Origin of the sequence: Pelagibius sp. 7325, from assembly GCF_037652055.1 — a bacterium.
In the GTDB taxonomy this organism is placed as follows: Bacteria; Pseudomonadota; Alphaproteobacteria; order Kiloniellales; family Kiloniellaceae; genus Pelagibius.
The window spans coordinates 1093329-1112763 of record NZ_JBBKAH010000002.1; the positions used below are offsets into that span (position 1 = coordinate 1093329).

Below are 19435 nucleotides of genomic sequence, written 5' to 3' on the forward strand. Positions count from 1 at the left end.
GCATCACTTGCGCGGCGCGTCGCTCCCGCCCGGACGGTCGTTGCCGCCTTCGCCGAGGATTTCGGCGGCGGCGTTCTTCTGCTTCGTTTTCGGCGCCAGCGGGATCTCGACTTCCGCGTTTGCTTTGCGTGCGCCCTTGGCCCCACCCTTGATCGGCACGACCTCGGCGTTCGGTGTCTTGTCGCGCAGCAGCGCGAGAATCCTGACCAAGGTGTCGCGCAATTCGCCGCGCCGCACCACCATGTCGACCATGCCGTGATCGAGCAGGTACTCGGCGCTCTGGAAGCCCTCGGGCAGCGACTCGCGGATGGTCTCTTCGATCACCCGCTTGCCGGCGAAGCCGATGGTGGCCCCGGGCTCCGACAGGGCGATGTCGCCAAGCATGGCAAAGGAAGCCGAGACGCCGCCGGTGGTCGGGTCGGTCAGCAGCACGATGTAGGGCAGGCCCGCGTCCTTCACCATCTCCACCGCCACGACCGAGCGCGGCATCTGCATGAGGGACAGAATGCCTTCCTGCATGCGCGCACCGCCGGAGGCGGGAATGACGATCAGCGGCGCTTCCTGCAGCACAGCCAAGCGGGCCGCAGCCAACAGCCCTTCGCCGACGGCGATGCCCATGGAACCGCCCATGAAGGCGAAGTTGAACACCGCGATGACGGTCGGCTTGCCGCCCATGTCGCCGTGCGCCACGACGATGGCCTCGTCGGGTCCGTTCTTCGCCTGCGCTTCGCGCAGGCGGTCGGAGTAGCGCTTGCGGTCGCGGAACTTCAGCGGATCGAGCGGCACCTCCGGCAGTTCGATCGCCTTGAACTTGCCGCCGTCGAACAGCAACTCCAGGCGACGCCGGGCGGGGATGCGCATGTGATGGCCGCAGTGCGGGCAGACCCGCAGGTTGTTTTCCAGCTCGCGGTGGAAGATCATCTGGCTGCAGGAAGCGCACTTCTCCCACAGGTTGTCGGGAACCTCCGGCTTCTGCACCAGCGCGCGGATTTTCGGCCTGACGTAATTGGTGATCCAGTTCATCGCTCGAAAGGTCTCCGCCGGTTATGCAGGCAGGGTTACGCCGCGAGCGTGCCGCGCACGCCGTTCGCCAGGGATTCTACCAGGGCCAGCACCTTGCCCGCCAGACCCGGCTTGGCCCTGCCGTTCTCGTCCAGCTCCGCCTTCACCGCATCGACGATGGCCGAACCGACCACAGCGCCGTCGGCGACGCCGGAGATCGCAGCGGCCTGCTCCGGCGTGCGGATGCCGAAGCCGACGGCGATCGGCAGTTCCGTGTGGCGGCGCAGGCGGGTGATCGCCTCACGCACGTGCTCGGTCGGCACCGAAGCGGTCCCGGTGATGCCCATGATGGAGACGTAGTAGACGAAGCCGCTGGTGTTGTTCAGCACCGTCGGCAGGCGTTTGTCGTCGGTGGTCGGGGTCGCCAGGCGGATCCAGTGGATACCGGCTTTAAGGGCCGGCAGACAGAGCTCGCTGTCTTCCTCAGGCGGCAGGTCGACGACGATCAGCCCGTCGACTCCGGCGACCTTGGCATCGGTGACGAAGCGCTCGACGCCGTAGCTGTAGATTGGATTGTAGTAGCCCATGAGGATGATAGGCGTGTCGCCGTCGTCCTTGCGGAACGCGCGCACCATGGCCAGAGTCTTCGCCAGCGTCATGCCGCCTTTCAGCGCCCGCAGGCTGGAGGCCTGGACCGGCGGCCCCTCGGCCATGGGATCGGAGAACGGCATGCCGAGCTCGATGAGGTCGGCGCCTGCGCCCGGCAGGCCCTTCACGATTTCCAGCGAGGTGTCGTAGTCCGGGTCGCCGGCGGTGACGAAGGTGACCAGCGCGCCGCGGCCCTCGGCCTTCAGCTTGGCAAAGCGCTTTTCGATCCGGCTCGCCGTTGCGGCCTTGGCGTTCACAGTTCGACTCCCAGGGCCTTGGCGACGGTGAAAACGTCCTTGTCGCCGCGTCCGCACATGTTCATGACGATGATCTGGTCACGGCCCAACTGCGGCGCCAGCTTGCGCACGTAGGCCAGCGCGTGGGCCGGCTCCAGGGCCGGGATGATGCCCTCAATGCGCGAGCACAGCTGGAACGCCTCCAGCGCCTCCTTGTCGGTCGCCGAGACGTATTCGGCGCGGCCGATGTCGTGCAGCCAGGAATGCTCCGGCCCGATGCCGGGGTAATCCAGTCCGGCGGAGATCGAGTGGGCATCGGTGATCTGGCCGTCTTCGTTCTGCAGCAGGTAGGTGCGGTTGCCGTGCAGCACGCCGGGGCGCCCGCCGGTCAGGGAGGCCGCGTGCTCGCCCGACGGGATTCCGTGGCCCGCCGCCTCGACGCCGAAGATGCGCACCTCTTTGTCGTCCAGGAAGGGGTGGAACAGGCCGATGGCGTTGGAGCCGCCGCCGATGCAGGCGACCAGCGCGTCGGGCAGGCGGCCCTCGGCCTCCATGATCTGCTCGCGGGTCTCGCGGCCGATGATCGACTGAAAGTCGCGCACCATGGCCGGATAGGGGTGCGGGCCCGCCGCCGTGCCGATGATGTAGAAAGTGTTCTCGACGTTGGCGACCCAGTCGCGCAGGGCGTCGTTCATGGCGTCCTTCAGCGTTCCGGTGCCGCTGGTCACCGGCTTCACCTCGGCGCCCAGCAGCTTCATGCGGAACACATTGGGGGCCTGCCGCTCGATATCGGTGGCGCCCATGTAGACCACGCAGGGCAGGTTGAAGAGAGCGCAGAAGGTGGCGGTGGCGACGCCGTGCTGGCCGGCGCCGGTCTCCGCGATGATGCGGGTCTTGCCCATGCGCCGGGCCAGCAGGATCTGACCCAGAACGTTGTTGGCCTTGTGAGAGCCGGTGTGGTTCAGCTCATCGCGCTTGAAGTAGACCTTGGCACCCTTCGCCGGGTCGGCGCCCTTGCGCATCTCCGCGGTCCAGCGCTCGGCGTAGTAGAGCGGACTCGGCCGACCGACATAGTGCTTGGCGTAGTAGTCGTAGTCGGCCTGAAAGCTCGGATCCCGGCGCGCGGCCTTGTAGGCCTGCTCGACGTCCAGGATCAGCGGCATCAGCGTCTCGGCCACGAAGCGGCCGCCGAAAATGCCGAAATGCCCGGCCTCATCGGGCCCGGCGCGGTAGGTGTTCAGCGTCTCCATGAGGGACGATCGTCCTTGTTCGCGTCACTTTTGGTTATGTGGGCGGAGATTGCCCGATTAGGGCCGCCGCTGCAATGCCCGCAAGCCGCGGAAATCCGCCTTTCAGCGGCCGCTAAAGTGCCCGGCAGGCGTCCAGGAAGGCTCTGATTTTGGCGGGATTCTTCTCCCCTGGCGCATCCTCGACCCCGGACGAGACATCGACCGCCGCAGCCCCCGAAATGTCGACCGCGCGGGCCACGTTCTCGGGGGTCAGGCCGCCGGCCAGCATCCAGGGCAGCGGCCAGGTGGTCCCGGCCAGGATCGACCAGTCGAAGGCCACCGCGTTGCCGCCCGGCAGGGCGTTCTTCATGTCGGCGGGCGGCTTGGCGTCGAACAGCAGGCGGTCGGCAACCGACAGGAAAGGTTGGACGGTCTCCCGGTCGCCGGGCTGGCGCAGCTTCACCACCTTCATGACCGGCACCCCGAAGCGCGCCTTCACCTCGCCTACCCGCTCGGGGCTCTCGGAGCCGTGCAGTTGAAGCAGATCCAGGGATACCGACTTCAGGATGGCCGCGATGGTGTCGTCGTCGGCGTCGACCAGCAGGCCCGTCTTCACCACCCCTGCCGGCACCAGGGCAGCCAGCGGCGCCGCCTCGGCGGGCGTCACCGCGCGGGGCGAGGGAGGATAGAACACCAGCCCGACGAAGGCGGCTCCGCCCTCCACGGCGGCGGTCATCGCCTCGGGCGTCGAGATCCCGCAGATTTTCACCTGGACAGTCATGCCGGCGGGATTAGCACCGCTCGGGCAGCGGGAGTCAACCGGGTCAGTCGAAGCGCTGGAGAAGGTCGTGGGCCGGCGCCGGCACCCAGCCGGTGCAGGTGCGAAATGCGACAACACAGAAGGCGAGGTAGAGCGCCTCCACCAGCCACATGTTGGCATGCCATAGGAGTAGGGCGGCGAAGGTTCCGGAATCGGAGTCGCTCAAAAGGCCGAGCAGCCAATCGATGCCTTCTGCGGGAAGGACGACGGTCAGTCCGATCGCGGCGAAGAGCGTGAAGGAGATGCCGCGCGTGTGCCGCCAGGCATGGGCGAAGCTGTAGGGCTCGTCGACCGCCGTTGCGACATATACGAAAGCAAAGCGAAGGCTGAGGTAGAACAGCGGCATGAACAGCACCCAGTAGGCGAGGGTGGCCACGGCGTTGTCGAGCCCTAGTGCTCCCGACAGGTGGTGGAAGAACGTCAGCGGCAGGTTGATGAGCGAGAGCAGCAGCGCGTAGATGAGGAAGCGTCCATGCCGTGTCCCCAGCCGTGGAAATACCACGACGTCACCAGAGGTCGGCCCCAGCAGGAGGAATCGCAACCAGGCGACCGCCATGAGAGTCCAAGGCAACTCGGCGCCGAACTCCCACACCAGGCGGACTTCAAAAGTGTCGAGCAGGGAGGCCAGCACGGTGATCAGAAATAGCAGGACGAACGGCAGCACCGTAACCTTCGCCAACGTCCCCAAGTTGCCGAACACGAGACGATAGGCTTCCGAAACAGTCGGCAGCAGCGGCAGCGGCGCCACGGCGCCGGATGGCGGTTCCGCTTGGATCACTCGAAGCGCTCCAGCAGTTCGCGGCGGTCGCGCCGCCAGCCCGTGAGTGTGCAGAAAGCGTGGGCCAGTACCGCACAGCTTAGCGCGTAGTAGAGATAGAACAGGGCGTTGCCGCCGATCACGACAAACCAGAATGCGCCACCATCGGAGACACCGTTCTCCATCTGCGCCGCCAAATCTGGGGAAACGGCTGCGATGATGACGCCGAAGACGGCCAGCAACAGCACCAAAGGCAGGGCCGTGAGGCAGTAGGCGATCAGGATGCGCAGTCCATTCCTCTGGGTGCGATGCCAGGACCCGCTAAGCCGCTGAGGTGCATCCAGGGCGATCCAAGGGGCGACGAAGCTGAAGCGGGCGATCAGGTAACTGGCGGTGACGTAGAGGATGAAAATGAAGATGCCGAAGGTCACCGGCGAAGCTTGCGCTGTCTCCACCAGCACGACTTGGAAGAAGATCGCGGGGACGTACAACACGGTGAGCAGCAAGCTGTAGCCGACAAAGACACGGAAGCGCCGACCGATGGGGGGCACCAATCCCGGCCGCGCGGTAGATTCCTCCAACAGCAGCCGGCGGAGCCAGGCGATCTCGAAGAGCGCAACGACGGCGGTGGTCAGGAAAAGTCGGATGACCGCGAGGGCGGCACCGGCGGCGTCTTCTGGCAGCGCGATATCGACCAGTACGGAAAGGCCGAATGGCACCGCGGCAGCTGTGGCAACAACGCCCAGGTTGCCGAAGGTGTCGCGATAGGCAGCCTTGGTCGTTTGCCAGATCGGCAATTTGGGGACGACGGCTTCTGCGTTCTCGAGGACGGCCATTCGCTCTCCCAAACCTTCCTGCGCCGGCGGCAACCGGCCGATAAAATCCAACCGGAACGATAGCAGCGGGGCCTGAGTTCGACCACGTGAAAGACGGGAAAGGGCTCAGCCCTGGCGGTCGCCGCCGTCCTCCGGGCCGTTGTTGCCCCGCCTCACGGGCAGGTCGCCGCCGGCCGGTACCCAGCCGGTGCAGGTGCGGAAGGCCAGCGCGACGATGGTGTAGAGCACGGCCATCACCGCCATGGTCAGCGCTTCGGTGACCATTTTCAGCGACAGCGCGGCCATGGGCGAGATCTCCGGCGGCGTACCGCCTTCGGCGAGCCCCCCATCCCCTCGCTGCAGCGCCGCCAGGTCGAACAGCGAGATGCCGATGACCGCGGCAAAGAGCATGCTGGCGAGGTAGGCGACGGCGAGGAACAGCGGCAGGCCGGCGATCAGCAGCAGCAGTGTCAGGCGCATGCCCCCCTGGCCCTGGGTGTGGCGCCAGGCGAAGGCGAGAGTGTAGGACTCCTCCACTGCAGCTGCCGGAAACATGAAGCTGAGGCGGGCGGCGAGGTAGAGCAGGCCGAGCGCGACCAGCGCCGCCGACAGCGGCACGATCATGGTGATCACGGCGCCGAGCATAAGCAGCGCCGCGCCGATCAGCAGGCCGAGCGCCAGGAAGCGCCAATGGCGCCGGTCCCAGCGCAGCGCCGGCCGGACCATTCCCTGGGGTCCCAGCAGCACAATACGGTACCAGTTGACGCCGAAGTGGGTGTAGGCGGCACAGGGCGCCAGCAGCATCAGCAGCAGGGTGAAAGCGTTCGCCGGAACGATCAGCGCGACCATCGTCGTTGCCGCCAGCAGCAGCAGGCCGCCCAGGGCGGCGCGGAACAGCAGCGGCGGGTTGCCGTAGGCGATGACGAAAGCGTCGATCAGCGTGTTGAGGATCGGCAGCGTCGCCACCGCCTGCTGCGGCGGTTGGTTCTGTTGAGTCATGCGCTTACGCGGTCACCCCGGCTGCATCCAGGTCGGCGGCGATGCGCCGAGCGGCGGCCAGGGGGTCCTCCGCCGCGGTGATCGGGCGGCCGATGACGAGGTGGTCGGCGCCGGCGGCAACGGCATCCTCCGGCGTCATGATGCGCTTCTGGTCGCCCGCCACGGACCAGGCCGGGCGGATACCGGGCACCACCAGCAGGAAGTCCGGCCCGCAGGCCTTGCGCAGCAGGGCGATTTCCTTGGCCGAGCAGACCACCCCGTCGAGGCCGCTGTCCTGGGCCAGCAGCGCCAGGCGTTTTACCTGGTCCTTAGCCGGGCCCTTCTGGCCGACCTCTTCCAGATCCTTCTCGTCCAGGCTGGTCAGCACGGTGACGCCGATCACCTTGGGGCGTTCGACGCCGAGATCCTCGGAGGCCTCGCGCGCCGCCTCGGCGGCGGCGGTCATCATGGCGCGCCCGCCGGAGGCGTGCACGTTGAGGATCTTGGGCCTGAGGTGCACGGCGGCGCGCACGGCGCCAGCCACGGTGTTGGGAATGTCGTGGAATTTCAGGTCGAGGAACAGCGGCGCGCCGCCGGCGGCCATGCGCACCCCGTCGGGGCCCTGGGCGGTGAACAGCTCCTTGCCGATCTTCACGCCGCCGACGGCACCGATCAGCGCCTTGGCGAGACGCGAGGCCTTGTCGATGTCCGGTGTGTCGAGGCCGACGAAGATGCGTTCGTGTGGTTTCAGGGCGGGGCTGCTGGCCATGGTCGCGTTCTCTTTCTTGCTATCTATTCAGGCGTTAGGGTCTGGTGGCGGCCCTCGGCCCAGAGGCGGAAGCTCTTGAAGTTGGTCGCGCCGGTCGCCGTCCTGGCCAGCTGCTCGCCCATCACCGCACCGAACTTGAACATGTGGCCGCTGCAGCCGCCGATCATCAGGATCGGCCCGTTATTTTCAGTCACAAAGCGTTCGTCGGGCGACACCGCGTAGGGGCAGACCTGGCCGCGCAGCACCTTGTAGTCGTCGAAATCGCGCAGCAGCGGCGCGAAGGCGGAGGCAACCTCGGCCGCCTCGTTTGGCCGCAGCGGATCCAGCCGGTCCGGATCGCCGGGGCGGCGGTGCTGGCCGCAGCCGAACTTCAGCTCGGTCCCGCCGGCTGGCGGTGCTGCATAAATGTCGACCTCGTTCAGCAGATGTACCATGACTGGCGCCTTGGCCCAGCTCGCTGCGTGCCGCTCTGGCGGCTCCATGTAGGCGACCACCTGGCGGTGCGGCACCGCGCGGCGCGCGAGTTCGGGAAACAGCTTGGCGGTCCAGGCGCCGGCACAGACGACGATGGCCTCCGCCGTCTCGCGCCGGCCGTTCGCCAGGGTGACGGCGCCAGCGGCGGGATCGACGCCGACCACACGGCTTTCGTCGCGCAGGGTGACGCCGCGTCGCCGCAGGTCACGGATCAGCGAGTCGACGATGCGCGAGGCGAACAGCACCCCGCCGGTCGTGTTGTAGAGGCCCCAGGCCTGCGCCGGCGCCTTCATGAAGGGGCAGAGCGCCTCGATCTGCTTGTGGTCCAGAGTCTCATAATCGAGGCCCAGGTGGTCGAGGGTCTGGCGTGACTGGTCGGCCCAGTCGCCCTCCTCGGTGGACAGCGCCAGGCTGCCGACCTCGGCGTAGTGGGATTCCCCCAGGTCGTCCCACATCCGCTGCCACGCCTTCAGGGCGTCGACCGTCATGGCGCAGTAGCCTGGCTGATCCGAATAGGGCAACCGGATCAGGCGGTGCTGGTCGTAGGAGGCGCCACCCTCGTGCGGCAGCGGTCCCTGCTCGAACAGCAGCGCCTCGTGGCCGCTGCGCGCCAGGGCCCAGGCCGTCGACAAGCCGACGATGCCGCCCCCGATAATGATGACTTTCATGGACGTGGGACCTTCTTGCCCTTGGCTCGCCCTTGGCTTGCCCTGCGCCGGGGCCCTTCGGTCGGATCAATCCGCCGCTCGGGCCGACGCCAAACAACTCACTCGGCCGGCGCCGCGTCTTGCATAGCGCTCGGGCGCCCCGAAATCCAGTCCCGGAAGCTGTCGGCGCTCTGGCGCCCGGCAATCACCTCGCTCAGAGCCTCGCCGATCAGTGGAGCGAACTTGAAGCCATGGCCGGAAAAGCCGGTCAGAATCCAGGCGGCGCCCTGCGGGGCGGCGATGAAACGCTCGTCCGCCGTCACCGTGTAGAAGCAGGTCCCGATGCTTTCGACCTGGAAGCGCTCGAAATCGACCAGGTGTTCGGCCGCCATGGCCAGAGCCTCGGCAACGTCGCCCGGCTGGCCGTCGCGCTCGCGGTCGGGGTGGCCGCTGAGCGAGAAGCCATGGTCGCCGACCTTCATGCCGGTGCCGGCCGCGGGAGGCACCAGGTAGAAGCCGGAGCCCGAGCCTGCACCAATGTCCAGCAGCATGGGATGGCGTGCCCAGGCGTCCTGCAATTCCGGCGGCGGCTGCAGATAGGCGTAGGCCTGGCGTGAGGGGGTTATGCGGCCGGCCAGATCGGGCAGCAGGTCCGCCAACAGATCGGGAAGCCAGGGTCCGGCGGTGACAACCACCAGATCGCCACTGACGGTGCCGCCGCCGGCGAGGGTAACGGTGGCGGCCTCGGTATCGATTGCGGTGACCCGGCGGCGGGTGTTGAGGCTGCCGCCCTGGGCGGCGACGCGGGCGGCGAGGCTCTGCAGAATCGGCTTGGCCCGCAAAATGCCGCCGCTTTCCAGATAGAGGCCGCGGTCGCCCGGCTGGTGGTTCAGCAGCGGAAAGCGCCGGGCCAGTGCCTCGGCATCCAGCCATTCGTGGACCACGCCGAGGCGCGCCAGTCCCGCGGCGGAGCGGTCGATCCAGGTCTCGTTGTCCCCACCGGGGGTTTCGCGGCTGATCGCGAGGGTGCCGGTCGGCACGTAGTGGCTGCGCCCAAGCCGCTGCCACAGGCGCGCCCAGGCGGCATAAGCGGGCGCCACCATGGCCGCGTAGCCGTCCTGGTCCCCATAGGGATAACGGATCAGGCGGTGTTGATCGGTGGAGGAGGCGAGATCGTTGGGTATCCCGCCCTGCTCGAAGACGACGACCTGGTGGCCGGCAGTGGCGAGGGCCTCGGCCGCCGCCAGGCCCATGACGCCGGCACCGACGATGAGGACTCGCAAGGTCAGTACCTTTCGCAGACGAGCTGGGCGGCAGCGAGGTCTTCGATCGCCGTGCCGACAGACTTGAACAGGGTGATCTGGTCGTAGAAGCGCCGCCCGCTGCGCTCGCCGCGGGTCAGTTCCAGAAGGTCGCCGGCGATATCGTCCAGCGACAGGGCGCCCGAGTCCACGGCCTGCACGATGTCGCCGCCCTCCTTCGTCGCCCCGGCGCGGGTGTCGACGAAGACGCGGGCGCGCCGCATGACGGCGTCGTCGGTTTCGCGCATGTCCGGCCGGAACGCGCCGACCAGGTCGACGTGCTGGCCGGGCTGCAGCCAATCGCCGCGGATCAGCGGCTCTTTCGACAGTGTGGCGCAGGAAATGACATGGGCGCCGCGCGCGGCCTCCTCCAGGTTGTCGGTCCAGTCGACGCGGAAGTCGCGTCGGTTCATCTGCTTGGCCAGCCGCTTGGCCTTCTCCGGGTTGCGGCCCCAGATGAGGACATTGCAGATCGGCCGCACGGCAGCGTGGGCGACGATGAGCTGCGGCGCCAGCGCGCCGGTGCCGACCATCAGCAGGCGCTCGGCATCCGGCCGCGCGAGATAGCTGGAGGCCAGTGCCGAGGCGGCGGCGGTCCGCTTCACCGTCAGGGTCGGCCCGTCGATAAGCGCCAGTGGCGAGCCGTTCTTGCCATCGACCAGGACGTAGATGCCCATCACCGCCGGCAGACTCTTTTCCGCGTTGTCGGGAAACACCGTCACCATCTTCACGCCGATGTGGCGGTCGACCTGCCAGGCCGGCATCAGGAGCAGCGTTGCCGTGCTGCCGCCGGTTACCTCGACATCGTGGTGGTGGCGGACCGGCACGGCAATGTCGCGACGGAACGCCTGGCGCAGGCGCTCGACGAGCGAGGGATAGTCGAGGGCGGCCTCGACCTCCGCGGCGGAAATGATGCGCATCAGACCGCCACCTCCGGTCAGTGGCCGCCGGAAATGGCTTTGAGCCCGCTCGTGGAAGGGGGCGACGGCGGGGGCGTGCCGGGGCTGCGCTGGCTGGCGGCGCTGCGCCTCAGTTCGACCACCTCGCGCTCCAGGATTGTGGCGCGCTGCTCGGCACGGCGGGCACGCGCACGTGCAGCGCCGACGCGCAGCCACATGAGGAAGGCGCCAACCACGAAACCGCTCAACAGGCTGCCCAGCAGGACCAGGGCGACTGGCAGGCTCAGCTGGTATTCGAAGGGCCAGAAGTCGATGGCCACGTCATGCCGGTTGGCCGCCGTGAAAGTCACGAAGACGATGAGGAACAGGAAGGTGACGATCCAGTAGACGAAGTGCACGGGCGACGCCAGTTGCTTGCTTGCGGACGATGGTCCCCAGGGACTTGGGGACGCTGGGATGCGCCGAGTCTAGCCCAATCGCCGCCGTCCCGCGAGGCCTGTCGTCACGATTCCTAGGCGGCGGGCCTGACCTGCCAACCCCGTGGTCCGCCGGCGACGAGACGATTCAGCGGCTGTTCAGGCGCTCGCGCAGCTGCTTGCCGGTTTTGAAGAAGGGTACATGCTTCTCCGACACGCTGACTGCGGCACCTGTACGCGGGTTGCGGCCGACCCGCGCCTCGCGGCGCTTCACGGAAAAAGCGCCGAAACCGCGCAGTTCGACCCGGTCTCCCCTGGCCAGCGCCTCGCTGATTTCGTCGAAGATCGTCGTGACGATGCGCTCCACGTCACGGTGGTACAGATGCGGATTGAGATCCGCGATGTGTTGGATCAGTTCCGATTTGGTCATAGCGACGTCATCCCCTCCCGACCCGCGAAGCGGCCGGAGTCCCCATCCCGTTTACCTCCCGCAGATCACGGGCGCCGCCGGTTATTCGCTTTGCATTACGGAGAACCCCGTAAGGCACTCCCCCCGCTCCGGTGTACGCACCGCCCTGCTTATTCATGCGGCCGGGAGTTAACCCTGTCGCAAGTAGGGGAAACGTTGCCAGAGGAATCTGCGGGCGTCAAGGATAAGCCTTTCAGAACAAACGTTTTTTCGATGAATGTCCCGATGAAGGCCCGGGCGCAGAAAAATGGCGGAGAGGCGTGGATTCTTTGCGTTTTCACGGGCTTCAGCGGGCCCCTTCAGCGCTGCAAAGGGCTATGGCGCAAAAGAAAACGGCCCGCCGAGGGTTCGGCGGGCCGTTCGTAACGGATCTCGACGGAGCGGATCAGTCCTCTTCGCCGTCGCCCCTATCGCGCTTGCGCGCGGCTTCGGAGATGGCGGCTCCCAGGATGTCACCCAGGCTGGCACCGGACTCCGTGGAGCCGTACTCGGCCACGGCTTCCTTCTCCTCGGCGATCTCGCGCTGCTTGATCGACAGCGAGATCTTGCGGGTCTTGGGGTCGATGGCGGTGATGCGCGCATCGACCTTCTCGCCCACCGCAAAGCGGGTCGGGTTCTGCTCGCTGCGGTCGCGCGACAGTTCGGCCTTGCGGATGAAACCGATGGCGCCGTCGCCCACCTGCACCTCGATGCCGTTTTCGGTCACCTGATGCACGGTGCAGGTCACCACGTCGCCCTTGCGCAGCTTCTCGGTCGAGCCGGCGAAGGGATCCTCGCCCAGCTGCTTGATGCCGAGGCTGACGCGCTCCTTGTCGACGTCGACGTCCAGCACCTTGACCTTGACCATGTCACCCTTGTTGTACTGCTTGGCCGCTTCCTCGCCGGACAGGTTCCAGTCCAGGTCGGACAGGTGAACCATGCCGTCGATCTCGCCGGGCATGCCGACGAACAGCCCGAACTCGGTGATGTTCTTGATCTCGCCTTCCAGCTCGCTGCCGACCGGATAGTTGGCCAGGAAGGCCTCCCACGGGTTGTTGCCGCACTGCTTCAGGCCCAGGCTGATACGCCGCTTCTGCTCGTCGACGTCCAGGATCATGACCTCGACCTCCTGGGAGGTGGAGACGATCTTACCCGGATGGACGTTCTTCTTGGTCCAGCTCATCTCGGAGACGTGGACGAGACCTTCGATGCCGGCTTCCAGCTCCACGAAGGCGCCGTAGTCGGTGATGTTGGTGACGCGGCCGGTGAACTTCGTGCCGACCGGGTACTTGGCGGCCACACCCTCCCAGGGGTCGGCTTCCAGCTGCTTCATGCCCAGGCTGATGCGCTGGGTCTCCGGATTGAAGCGGATCACCTGGACCTGGACCTGCTGGCCGATGGACAGCACCTCGGTCGGGTGGTTGATGCGCTTCCAGGAAATATCGGTGACGTGCAGCAGGCCGTCGACGCCGCCCAGGTCCACGAAGGCACCGTAGTCGGTGATGTTCTTCACCACGCCGGTCAGAACCTGGCCTTCCTTCAGGTTGGCCACCAGCTCCGAACGCTGCTCGGCGCGGGTCTCTTCCAGGACGGCGCGGCGCGAGACCACGATGTTGCCGCGCGAGCGGTCCATCTTGAGGATCTGGAAGGGCTGCGGGGTACCCATCAGAGGGCTGACATCGCGCACCGGGCGGATGTCGACCTGGCTGCCCGGCAGGAAGGCCACGGCGCCGGAGAGATCGACGGTGAAGCCGCCTTTCACGCGGCCGAAAATGACGCCGGTGACGCGCTCGTTGCTGTTGAAGGCCTTGGCCAGCTGCGTCCAGGCTTCCTCGCGCTTGGCCTTTTCACGGCTCAGCATCGCCTCGCCGTTCTTGTTCTCCATGCGCTCGAGGTAGACTTCGACTTCGTCGCCCGCCTTCAGCTCAGGCATCTGACCGGCCTCGGCGAATTCCTTCAGGGCCACGCGCCCTTCCGACTTCAAGCCGACATCGACAACGGCGGTGTCGCCGTCGATGGCGATGATGATGCCGCGGAGGACCTTGCCTTCGAGTCCGTCTTCAGTGCCGAGGGATTCATCGAGGAGAGCGGCAAAGCTCTCTTTCACAGGGGCGGTGCTGGTGGCTGCTTCAGCCATAGTCGGTAGTCCTTTCGTTCGTGCACTATCCAGGCCGGGCGGTTTGCCGCCGGTCTTCCCGGGACCATCCCGGGCGGTTCGTCTTGCCGGACCTACGCAATCAGGAAATGCGGCGTCCTGGGGCTCGCGGCCCGTGGCATCGCCAAAATTCCTGAAAAACCGGTCCCTTAGTCGCGGCGCCGGGCGATTTCCGCCATGGCGACTGCGAAGGCCTGATCGGCATCCATGCTGCTCGTATCAAGCCGGACCGCGTCCTCTGCGGCCCTCAAGGGGGCGGTCGCCCGCCCGCTGTCGCGCGCATCCCTCTCGCGCAGATCCTGCAAAACGCGGGCGTATATACTCTCCTCGCCCCGTTCGATCAACTCTTTATGGCGCCTGGCGGCCCGCGCCTCCACCGAAGCGGTCAGGAAAAATTTCACATTTGCCTCGGGGCAGACCACGGTGCCGATGTCCCGGCCGTCCAGCACCGCCCCGTTTCTCCGCCCCGGCGGGCGGTCCGCGAAGTCCCGCTGGAAGTCGAGCAGGGCGGCCCTGACGGAAGGAATCGCCGCCACCTTGGAGGCTGCCTGGCTGACCGTTTCCAGGCGCAGGTCATCGCGCTCCAGGTCGATGGGCTCCAGGGCCCGGGCCGCCGCCGTGGCGGTCTCCGGGTTCTCCGCATCGCCGCCGGCGGCCAGGATCTTGGCGGCCACGGCGCGGTAGATGGACCCGGTGTCCAGATAGGCGTAGTCCAGCGCGGCGGCCAGGCGGCGGGCCAGAGTGCCCTTGCCGGCGGCCACCGGTCCGTCGACAGCGATAATCATGGGGCGATAATCACGGCTCGGCGATCTCCGCGCCCAGGCCCCGCATCAGCCCGGCGAAGTCGGGAAACGAGGTCGCCACCGGTGTCATGTCGTCGATCAGGACCGGCCGCTCGGCCGCAAGGCCAAGGACCAGGAAGCTCATGGCAATGCGGTGGTCCAGTTCGGTCGCGATGGCCTGGTTGTTACCGCCCGGCGGGCGGCCGCCGCAGCCGGTGACGGTCAGGGTCTCCGGCTGCTCCGTCACCTCGACGCCGCACAGCGCGAGGCCGCGGGCGACGGCGGCGAGGCGGTCGCTCTCCTTCACGCGCAACTCGCCCAGGCCGTGCATGACCGTGCGTCCCTCGGCGGCGGCGGCGGCCATGGCGAGAATTGGGTACTCGTCGATCATCGAGGGTGCCCGCCCGGCCGGCACTGCGACGCCTTTCAGACGGCTGCCGCGTACCACCAGGTCGGCAATCGGCTCGCCACCTTCCTCGCGGGCGTTCTCGATGGTGATGTCGCCGCCCATCTCCTGCAGGGTCGTGATCAGGCCGCTGCGCTGCGGGTTCATGCCGACCGCTTTCAGGCGCACCTCGGAGCCGGGCAACAGCAGGGCCGCGACCAGCGGGAAAGCGGCCGAGGAAGGATCGGCCGGCACCTGCACATGACGGCCGGTCAGTTCCGGCTGGCCGGTCAGCAGGATTTCCTGTGCCCGATGGCCTTCGTCATCGATCTCACGGATCACGATGTCGGCGCCAAAGTGGCGCAGCATGCGCTCGCTGTGGTCGCGCGTCGCCTCGCGCTCGACCACGCGGGTCTCGCCGGGGGCATTGAGACCGGCCAGCAGCACCGCCGATTTCACCTGAGCCGACGGTACCGGCAGGCGGTAGTCGAGCGGCAGCGGGTCGCGCGCACCGATCACCGTCAGCGGCAAACGCCCGCCCTCGCGGGCGATGAAGACGGCGCCGGAGGTCGACAGCGGTTCTGTGACGCGCGCCATGGGACGGCGGCGCAGCGAGGCATCGCCGGTCAGGACGGCGGTCAGCGGATGGCTCGCCAGGATGCCCAGCAGCAAGCGCGCGCCGGTGCCGGAGTTGCCCATATCCAGCACATCGTCCGGCTCCGCCAGCGCGCCGATTCCACGTCCCCAGACACGCCAGCATCCCTTTGCATCTCGCTCTATCTCGGCTCCCAACGCCCGCATGGCAGCGGCGGTGCGCAGCACGTCCTCGCCCTCCAGCAGGCCGTCGATGGTCGTTTCGCCGACCGCCAGGGCGCCGAACATCAACGCCCGGTGCGAAATGGACTTGTCGCCGGGCAGGCGCACGGAGCCCGAAAGCGCCCCGCTGGGCCGGCCGGTCATGGGGTGTCCGGCCATGGGCGTACCTGACGAGGAGTTCACGGTGGGTCGGCTTTCCTGGTTGGCGGCTATGGGCAGCCGGAATTAGCGTTTCTTGGCCCGGTTCTACCGGGCCGGTGGGGGCGTCTGCAATGCCCTCTGTGCCGGCGGTGCCATCGCGTGCCTGTCCCCGGGCTTTCCGGGCGGCTGCAGAGCCGCAATTACCTTTTGACAGCGATGCACGATCATGGCAATTGCGACGCCCAGTCCCTGAGTTCCTTCCCTAAAACCGCAAGACCTTTGGAGGTACGCGCTGGTGGCAAATCCGAAGTGGGGAACCAAGCGCATCTGTCAGAGCTGTAGCGCCAAGTTCTACGACCTGCAGAAGTCACCGATCATCTGCCCCTCCTGTGGCGCCGAATTCGACCCGGAGGCACTGCTGAAGTCGCGCCGCCCGCGTAGCGCCCCGAAGCCGGAGCCCGCGCCGAAGCCGAAGAAGCCCAAGGCTGCGCCGGCGAATGACGAGGATGGCGAGGATGTCGACGACGATTTCGAGATCGAGGATGACGAGGCCGATGCCGCTGTCGGCGATTCCGATGACGACGACTTCATCGAGGACACCGAGGACCTGGGCGACGACGACGTGGCCGTCGTGGTCGAGGGAGAGGACGAAACCTGAGGCTGCGGGGATCCAAAGCCTTTTCTGCGCTGCCGCGTTAGGCTTGGGGTAATCCTTCTCGCGGATACTCCGCCCGTCCTGCCGTCAAGGTTGGGCGGGGAGGGCGTTCCGGCAGGCGAAGGTTCCGGGGGCTTGAAGGGACATCGAATCCCCGCGAATTTTTCCTTGCCTTGATCCGGCGGGATACCTAATTTCCCGCATCACGCCGCCGGGCGACGTTTTTTGAGGCGCCGGCGGTTCCCATGGGGCCGTAGCTCAGTTGGGAGAGCGCTACAATGGCATTGTAGAGGTCGTCGGTTCGATTCCGTCCGGCTCCACCAGTTTCCAAAACCCCCGGCCCAGCGGCCGGGGGTTTTTTGCTTTCTGGGTCCCACGATCTTGCCCAAAGACGGGCTTTGCCCTATTCGAGGCATCCAACGCCAAGGCAAGCAACGACACAGCAGGGAGGTTTCGCGTGGCCCAGAAAAAGTACCGCATCGCCGTCATCCCCGGCGACGGCATCGGTAAGGAAGTGATCCCCGAGGGCCAGCGCGCCGCCGAGGCGGTGGCCGGCCGGCACGGCTTTGCGATCGAATGGGAAGAGTTCGACTGGTCGTGCGAGCGCTATGCCGAGACCGGACGCATGATGCCGGAGGACGGCATCGCCCAGGTGAAGGAATTCGACGCGATCTACCTGGGCGCCGTCGGCTTTCCCGGCGTGGCCGACCATGTCTCCCTCTGGGGCCTGCTCATTCCGCTGCGCCGCGAGCTCGATCTCTACGCCAACGTGCGGCCGGTGCGCCTGCTGAAGGGCATGACCTCGCCCCTGGCTGGACGAGGTCCCGAGGACATCGACTTCATCGTGGTACGCGAGAACGTGGAGGGCGAGTACTCCGACATCGGCGGGCGCTCCTATGGCGGCACCGATCAGGAGATGGCCTCCCAGCTTTCGGTGTTCACGCGCCGCGGCACCGACCGCATTCTGAAGTACGCCTTCGACCTGGCGGAAAAGAGGAAGCGCAAGCACGTGACCTCCGCCACCAAGTCCAACGGCATCGTCCACACCATGCCCTACTGGGACGAGCGGTTCGCGGCCATGGCGAAGAACTACCCCGCTGTGAAGACCGCGCAGTTCCACATCGACATCTTGACCGCGCACTTCGTGCAGCATCCGGACTGGTTCGATGTGGTCGTCGCCTCCAATCTCTTCGGCGACATCCTTTCCGACCTCGGCCCGGCGATTGCCGGTTCGATCGGCATCGCGCCGGCGGCCAATCTCAATCCGCCGCGCGAGTTCCCCTCCCTCTTCGAGCCCGTGCATGGCTCGGCGCCGGACATTGCCGGCAAGGGCATCGCCAACCCGGTGGCCGCGGTGTGGACCGCCGCGATGATGCTCGACCACCTGGGCGAGGAAGCCGCTGCCAGGGAACTGGAGACCGCCATCGAAAGCGTGCTGGTCGACCCCAAGGCGCGCACCCGCGACCTCGGCGGCACGGCCGACACCCGCGGCTGCGGCCAGGCGATTCTGGAGGCCTTGGCCTAATTAAGTCCTGGCGTAATGCGCGCGACTTGACTTTGCCCCTACTGGAAGGGGGAGTCTGCCCGGCCCGGATGAAGCGGCGGATAGGAAGATGGCGAAGAAACCGAGCTGGCTCATCGTCGGATTGGCGCTGCTGATCGCCGGCGGCGCCGGGGCGTATTATATGTTCACCGGCAGCGGCGCCGCCGCGGGCATCGATCCGCACAACCGCACGAAGGTGGCGCTGGGAGAACGGCTGTACGCTGACAACTGCGCCGCCTGCCATGGGTCGCAACTCGAGGGTCAGGCCGACTGGCGCCAGCGCCTGCCGAACGGCCGGCTGCCGGCGCCGCCGCACGACGCGAGCGGCCACACCTGGCACCATCCCGACGCTCAGCTCTTCGCGCTCACCAAGTATGGCCCGGCGGCCATCGTCGGTGGCGGCTATCAAAGCGATATGCCGGCCTACGAGGGCACGCTGAGCGACGCCGAGATCTGGGCCGTGCTGTCTTATATAAAGAGCCGATGGCCCGCGGAAATACAGGCTCGACACGACCAGATCTCCCGGCAATAGGTCCGCGCGACGCGTCCTGCCGGAGGGTGTGGGAAAACTCACGGACGCGGTGATCCCGTCATGCTCTGATGCTTCCTGCCTGGGGACGGCAAGGCTTCGCGGTATCGCGGAACCGAGTTCCCCGAGGAGCGTTATCCTTTGTGCTGAGGGGCGTAGCGCCCGGATGCTGATGGTGAAAGCGAGGTAGGCGAGCCGTGAACATCTACGAATGCATGAAGGCTGATCGTCGCGGGCAGCACGAGTTGGCGACGCGCATCCTGGAGACTGCGGACGGCAGTTGCGAGATGCAAAGCCTGTTCGATGAGCTCTGTGATGCGGTGGAGTCAAGTGCCGCTGCCGAAGAGCAGACTTTCTATGCCGATCTCCTCGCATTCCCCGATGGCCGCACACTGGTGCAGCGCAGTGTCGTAGCACATGATGAGACTGTCATGCTGCTCGACGCCCTCGCGGACAGGGAGTTCTGCACGGCGTCCTGGCTGACTGACTTTGCCCGTCTGGCGTCTGTCCTGGAGCGCCGTTGCAGCAGCGAAGAGACCGAGACCTTCGCCCTGGCCGATTCACTGATCGAGCCGGGGCGGGCGGCGAGGCTAGGCGAGCGTTATGCCGAAGCGAAACGCCAGTGGCTCGCAACCTATGGACGCCAGATGCCCACAACGATTCCGTCAAGGCAGCCCGCATCGCAATCCGCGTTGGTGCACGCCGGCTCTGTCGGCGTCACGGCGAGCCGCCGGCAGTCTGCTAGGTTCTGCCTGCGCGGTCGCCCGTCGATCTGGCTCAATCGGATCGGCAGGCCGCTGCGGGCGGCAAGAAGGTCGCGTTGGCCGATGGCCACCCATGTCTATGAGGCGTCCTCGACAATCCCCGACGGTGCGTCGGGGTGGCGGCCAAAACGTCCGCGCAACGGCTGACACGGGGGCTTGGCCCCTGACCCTGACCTCCGGGGCTGTCACAAATCCTTATCTCAAGCGTCACGCGCCGGACATCGCC

The 19435-nt window shown here is 66.9% G+C and carries 20 protein-coding genes and 1 tRNA gene; 5 read left to right on the forward strand and 16 right to left on the reverse strand.

Going from position 1 to position 19435, the window contains the following annotated elements:
• Positions 1-3: 3 nt before the first annotated feature.
• The 16 genes from accD to aroA all read right to left on the reverse strand — a co-directional run bounded on the left by accD (position 4) and on the right by aroA (position 15736).
• Positions 4-1023 (reverse strand): acetyl-CoA carboxylase, carboxyltransferase subunit beta, encoded by a 1020-nt coding sequence (gene accD, locus WDC82_RS07130; RefSeq protein ID WP_340116563.1) that lies wholly within the window; start codon positions 1021-1023, stop codon positions 4-6.
• Between the two features lie 35 nt (positions 1024-1058).
• Positions 1059-1907, reverse strand: a complete 849-nt coding sequence (gene trpA / locus WDC82_RS07135; protein WP_340116564.1) for a tryptophan synthase subunit alpha — start codon at positions 1905-1907, stop codon at positions 1059-1061.
• On the reverse strand, positions 1904-3136 hold the full coding sequence (gene trpB, locus WDC82_RS07140; RefSeq protein WP_340116565.1) for a tryptophan synthase subunit beta: 1233 nt from the start codon (positions 3134-3136) through the stop codon (positions 1904-1906). Before trpB ends, trpA begins: the two co-directional genes overlap by 4 nt.
• A 112-nt stretch (positions 3137-3248) precedes the next feature.
• The gene (locus WDC82_RS07145; protein ID WP_340116566.1) at positions 3249-3896 is read right to left on the reverse strand and encodes a phosphoribosylanthranilate isomerase; all 648 of its coding nucleotides are present in this window, start codon (positions 3894-3896) and stop codon (positions 3249-3251) included.
• Positions 3897-3939: 43 nt separating this feature from the next.
• Complete coding sequence (locus WDC82_RS07150; protein WP_340116567.1) at positions 3940-4713, reverse strand: hypothetical protein; 774 nt, start codon at positions 4711-4713, stop codon at positions 3940-3942.
• Complete coding sequence (locus WDC82_RS07155; protein ID WP_340116568.1) at positions 4710-5528, reverse strand: hypothetical protein; 819 nt, start codon at positions 5526-5528, stop codon at positions 4710-4712. The genes WDC82_RS07150 and WDC82_RS07155 overlap by 4 nt, the downstream gene beginning before the upstream one ends.
• Positions 5529-5633: 105 nt before the next feature.
• Positions 5634-6506, reverse strand: a complete 873-nt coding sequence (locus WDC82_RS07160; RefSeq protein ID WP_340116569.1) for a hypothetical protein — start codon at positions 6504-6506, stop codon at positions 5634-5636.
• A gap of 4 nt (positions 6507-6510) precedes the next feature.
• A complete protein-coding gene (gene pyrF / locus WDC82_RS07165; RefSeq protein ID WP_340116570.1) occupies positions 6511-7254 on the reverse strand; it encodes an orotidine-5'-phosphate decarboxylase in 744 nt (247 codons plus the stop codon).
• Positions 7255-7277: 23 nt separating this feature from the next.
• Positions 7278-8396 (reverse strand): FAD-dependent oxidoreductase, encoded by a 1119-nt coding sequence (locus WDC82_RS07170; RefSeq protein ID WP_340116571.1) that lies wholly within the window; start codon positions 8394-8396, stop codon positions 7278-7280.
• A 98-nt stretch (positions 8397-8494) separates the two neighbouring features.
• Positions 8495-9658, reverse strand: a complete 1164-nt coding sequence (locus tag WDC82_RS07175; RefSeq protein ID WP_340116572.1) for an FAD-dependent oxidoreductase — start codon at positions 9656-9658, stop codon at positions 8495-8497.
• A gap of 2 nt (positions 9659-9660) precedes the next feature.
• Positions 9661-10596, reverse strand: a complete 936-nt coding sequence (locus tag WDC82_RS07180; RefSeq protein ID WP_340116573.1) for an ornithine cyclodeaminase family protein — start codon at positions 10594-10596, stop codon at positions 9661-9663.
• A 17-nt stretch (positions 10597-10613) separates the two neighbouring features.
• Positions 10614-10973 (reverse strand): lipopolysaccharide assembly protein LapA domain-containing protein, encoded by a 360-nt coding sequence (locus WDC82_RS07185; RefSeq protein ID WP_340116574.1) that lies wholly within the window; start codon positions 10971-10973, stop codon positions 10614-10616.
• 166 nt (positions 10974-11139) lie between these two features.
• Complete coding sequence (gene ihfB / locus WDC82_RS07190) at positions 11140-11421, reverse strand: integration host factor subunit beta (RefSeq protein ID WP_340116575.1); 282 nt, start codon at positions 11419-11421, stop codon at positions 11140-11142.
• Between the two features lie 424 nt (positions 11422-11845).
• Positions 11846-13576, reverse strand: a complete 1731-nt coding sequence (rpsA, locus tag WDC82_RS07195) for a 30S ribosomal protein S1 (protein WP_340116576.1) — start codon at positions 13574-13576, stop codon at positions 11846-11848.
• 167 nt (positions 13577-13743) lie between these two features.
• Positions 13744-14379 carry a (d)CMP kinase gene (gene cmk, locus WDC82_RS07200; protein ID WP_340116577.1) on the reverse strand — a complete coding sequence of 212 codons (636 nt, stop codon included), beginning with the start codon at positions 14377-14379 and terminating at the stop codon, positions 13744-13746.
• A gap of 10 nt (positions 14380-14389) precedes the next feature.
• Positions 14390-15736: a 3-phosphoshikimate 1-carboxyvinyltransferase gene (aroA, locus tag WDC82_RS07205; protein ID WP_340116968.1), complete on the reverse strand. Its 1347-nt coding sequence runs from the start codon at positions 15734-15736 to the stop codon at positions 14390-14392.
• Between the two features lie 277 nt (positions 15737-16013).
• Here aroA and WDC82_RS07210 point away from each other — a divergent pair, with 277 nt between their 5' ends.
• From WDC82_RS07210 to WDC82_RS07230, 5 genes are all read left to right on the forward strand, one after another.
• The gene (locus tag WDC82_RS07210; protein WP_340116578.1) at positions 16014-16376 is read left to right on the forward strand and encodes a TIGR02300 family protein; all 363 of its coding nucleotides are present in this window, start codon (positions 16014-16016) and stop codon (positions 16374-16376) included.
• A gap of 244 nt (positions 16377-16620) precedes the next feature.
• Positions 16621-16696, forward strand: a tRNA-Ala gene (locus tag WDC82_RS07215).
• Between the two features lie 134 nt (positions 16697-16830).
• Entirely contained in the window at positions 16831-17898 is a 1068-nt protein-coding gene (locus tag WDC82_RS07220) for a tartrate dehydrogenase (RefSeq protein ID WP_340116579.1), read from the forward strand.
• An 88-nt stretch (positions 17899-17986) separates the two neighbouring features.
• Positions 17987-18448: a c-type cytochrome gene (locus WDC82_RS07225; RefSeq protein WP_340116580.1), complete on the forward strand. Its 462-nt coding sequence runs from the start codon at positions 17987-17989 to the stop codon at positions 18446-18448.
• 194 nt (positions 18449-18642) lie between these two features.
• A complete protein-coding gene (locus WDC82_RS07230) occupies positions 18643-19356 on the forward strand; it encodes a hemerythrin domain-containing protein (protein WP_340116581.1) in 714 nt (237 codons plus the stop codon).
• The last annotated feature ends 79 nt before the right edge of the window (positions 19357-19435 follow it).

What these genes read in the sequence shown, in the direction of transcription:
- accD (WP_340116563.1), bottom strand. Translation starts at nt 1,023, where the DNA reads ATGAACTGGATCACCAATTACGTCAGGCCGAAAATCCGCGCGCTGGTG.
- trpB (WP_340116565.1), bottom strand. Translation starts at nt 3,136, where the DNA reads ATGGAGACGCTGAACACCTACCGCGCCGGGCCCGATGAGGCCGGGCAT.
- WDC82_RS07145 (WP_340116566.1), bottom strand. Translation starts at nt 3,896, where the DNA reads ATGACTGTCCAGGTGAAAATCTGCGGGATCTCGACGCCCGAGGCGATG.
- WDC82_RS07155 (WP_340116568.1), bottom strand. Translation starts at nt 5,528, where the DNA reads ATGGCCGTCCTCGAGAACGCAGAAGCCGTCGTCCCCAAATTGCCGATC.
- WDC82_RS07160 (WP_340116569.1), bottom strand. Translation starts at nt 6,506, where the DNA reads ATGACTCAACAGAACCAACCGCCGCAGCAGGCGGTGGCGACGCTGCCG.
- pyrF (WP_340116570.1), bottom strand. Translation starts at nt 7,254, where the DNA reads ATGGCCAGCAGCCCCGCCCTGAAACCACACGAACGCATCTTCGTCGGC.
- WDC82_RS07170 (WP_340116571.1), bottom strand. Translation starts at nt 8,396, where the DNA reads ATGAAAGTCATCATTATCGGGGGCGGCATCGTCGGCTTGTCGACGGCC.
- WDC82_RS07180 (WP_340116573.1), bottom strand. Translation starts at nt 10,596, where the DNA reads ATGCGCATCATTTCCGCCGCGGAGGTCGAGGCCGCCCTCGACTATCCC.
- ihfB (WP_340116575.1), bottom strand. Translation starts at nt 11,421, where the DNA reads ATGACCAAATCGGAACTGATCCAACACATCGCGGATCTCAATCCGCAT.
- rpsA (WP_340116576.1), bottom strand. Translation starts at nt 13,576, where the DNA reads ATGGCTGAAGCAGCCACCAGCACCGCCCCTGTGAAAGAGAGCTTTGCC.
- cmk (WP_340116577.1), bottom strand. Translation starts at nt 14,379, where the DNA reads ATGATTATCGCTGTCGACGGACCGGTGGCCGCCGGCAAGGGCACTCTG.
- aroA (WP_340116968.1), bottom strand. Translation starts at nt 15,736, where the DNA reads ATGGCCGGACACCCCATGACCGGCCGGCCCAGCGGGGCGCTTTCGGGC.
- WDC82_RS07225 (WP_340116580.1), top strand. Translation starts at nt 17,987, where the DNA reads ATGGCGAAGAAACCGAGCTGGCTCATCGTCGGATTGGCGCTGCTGATC.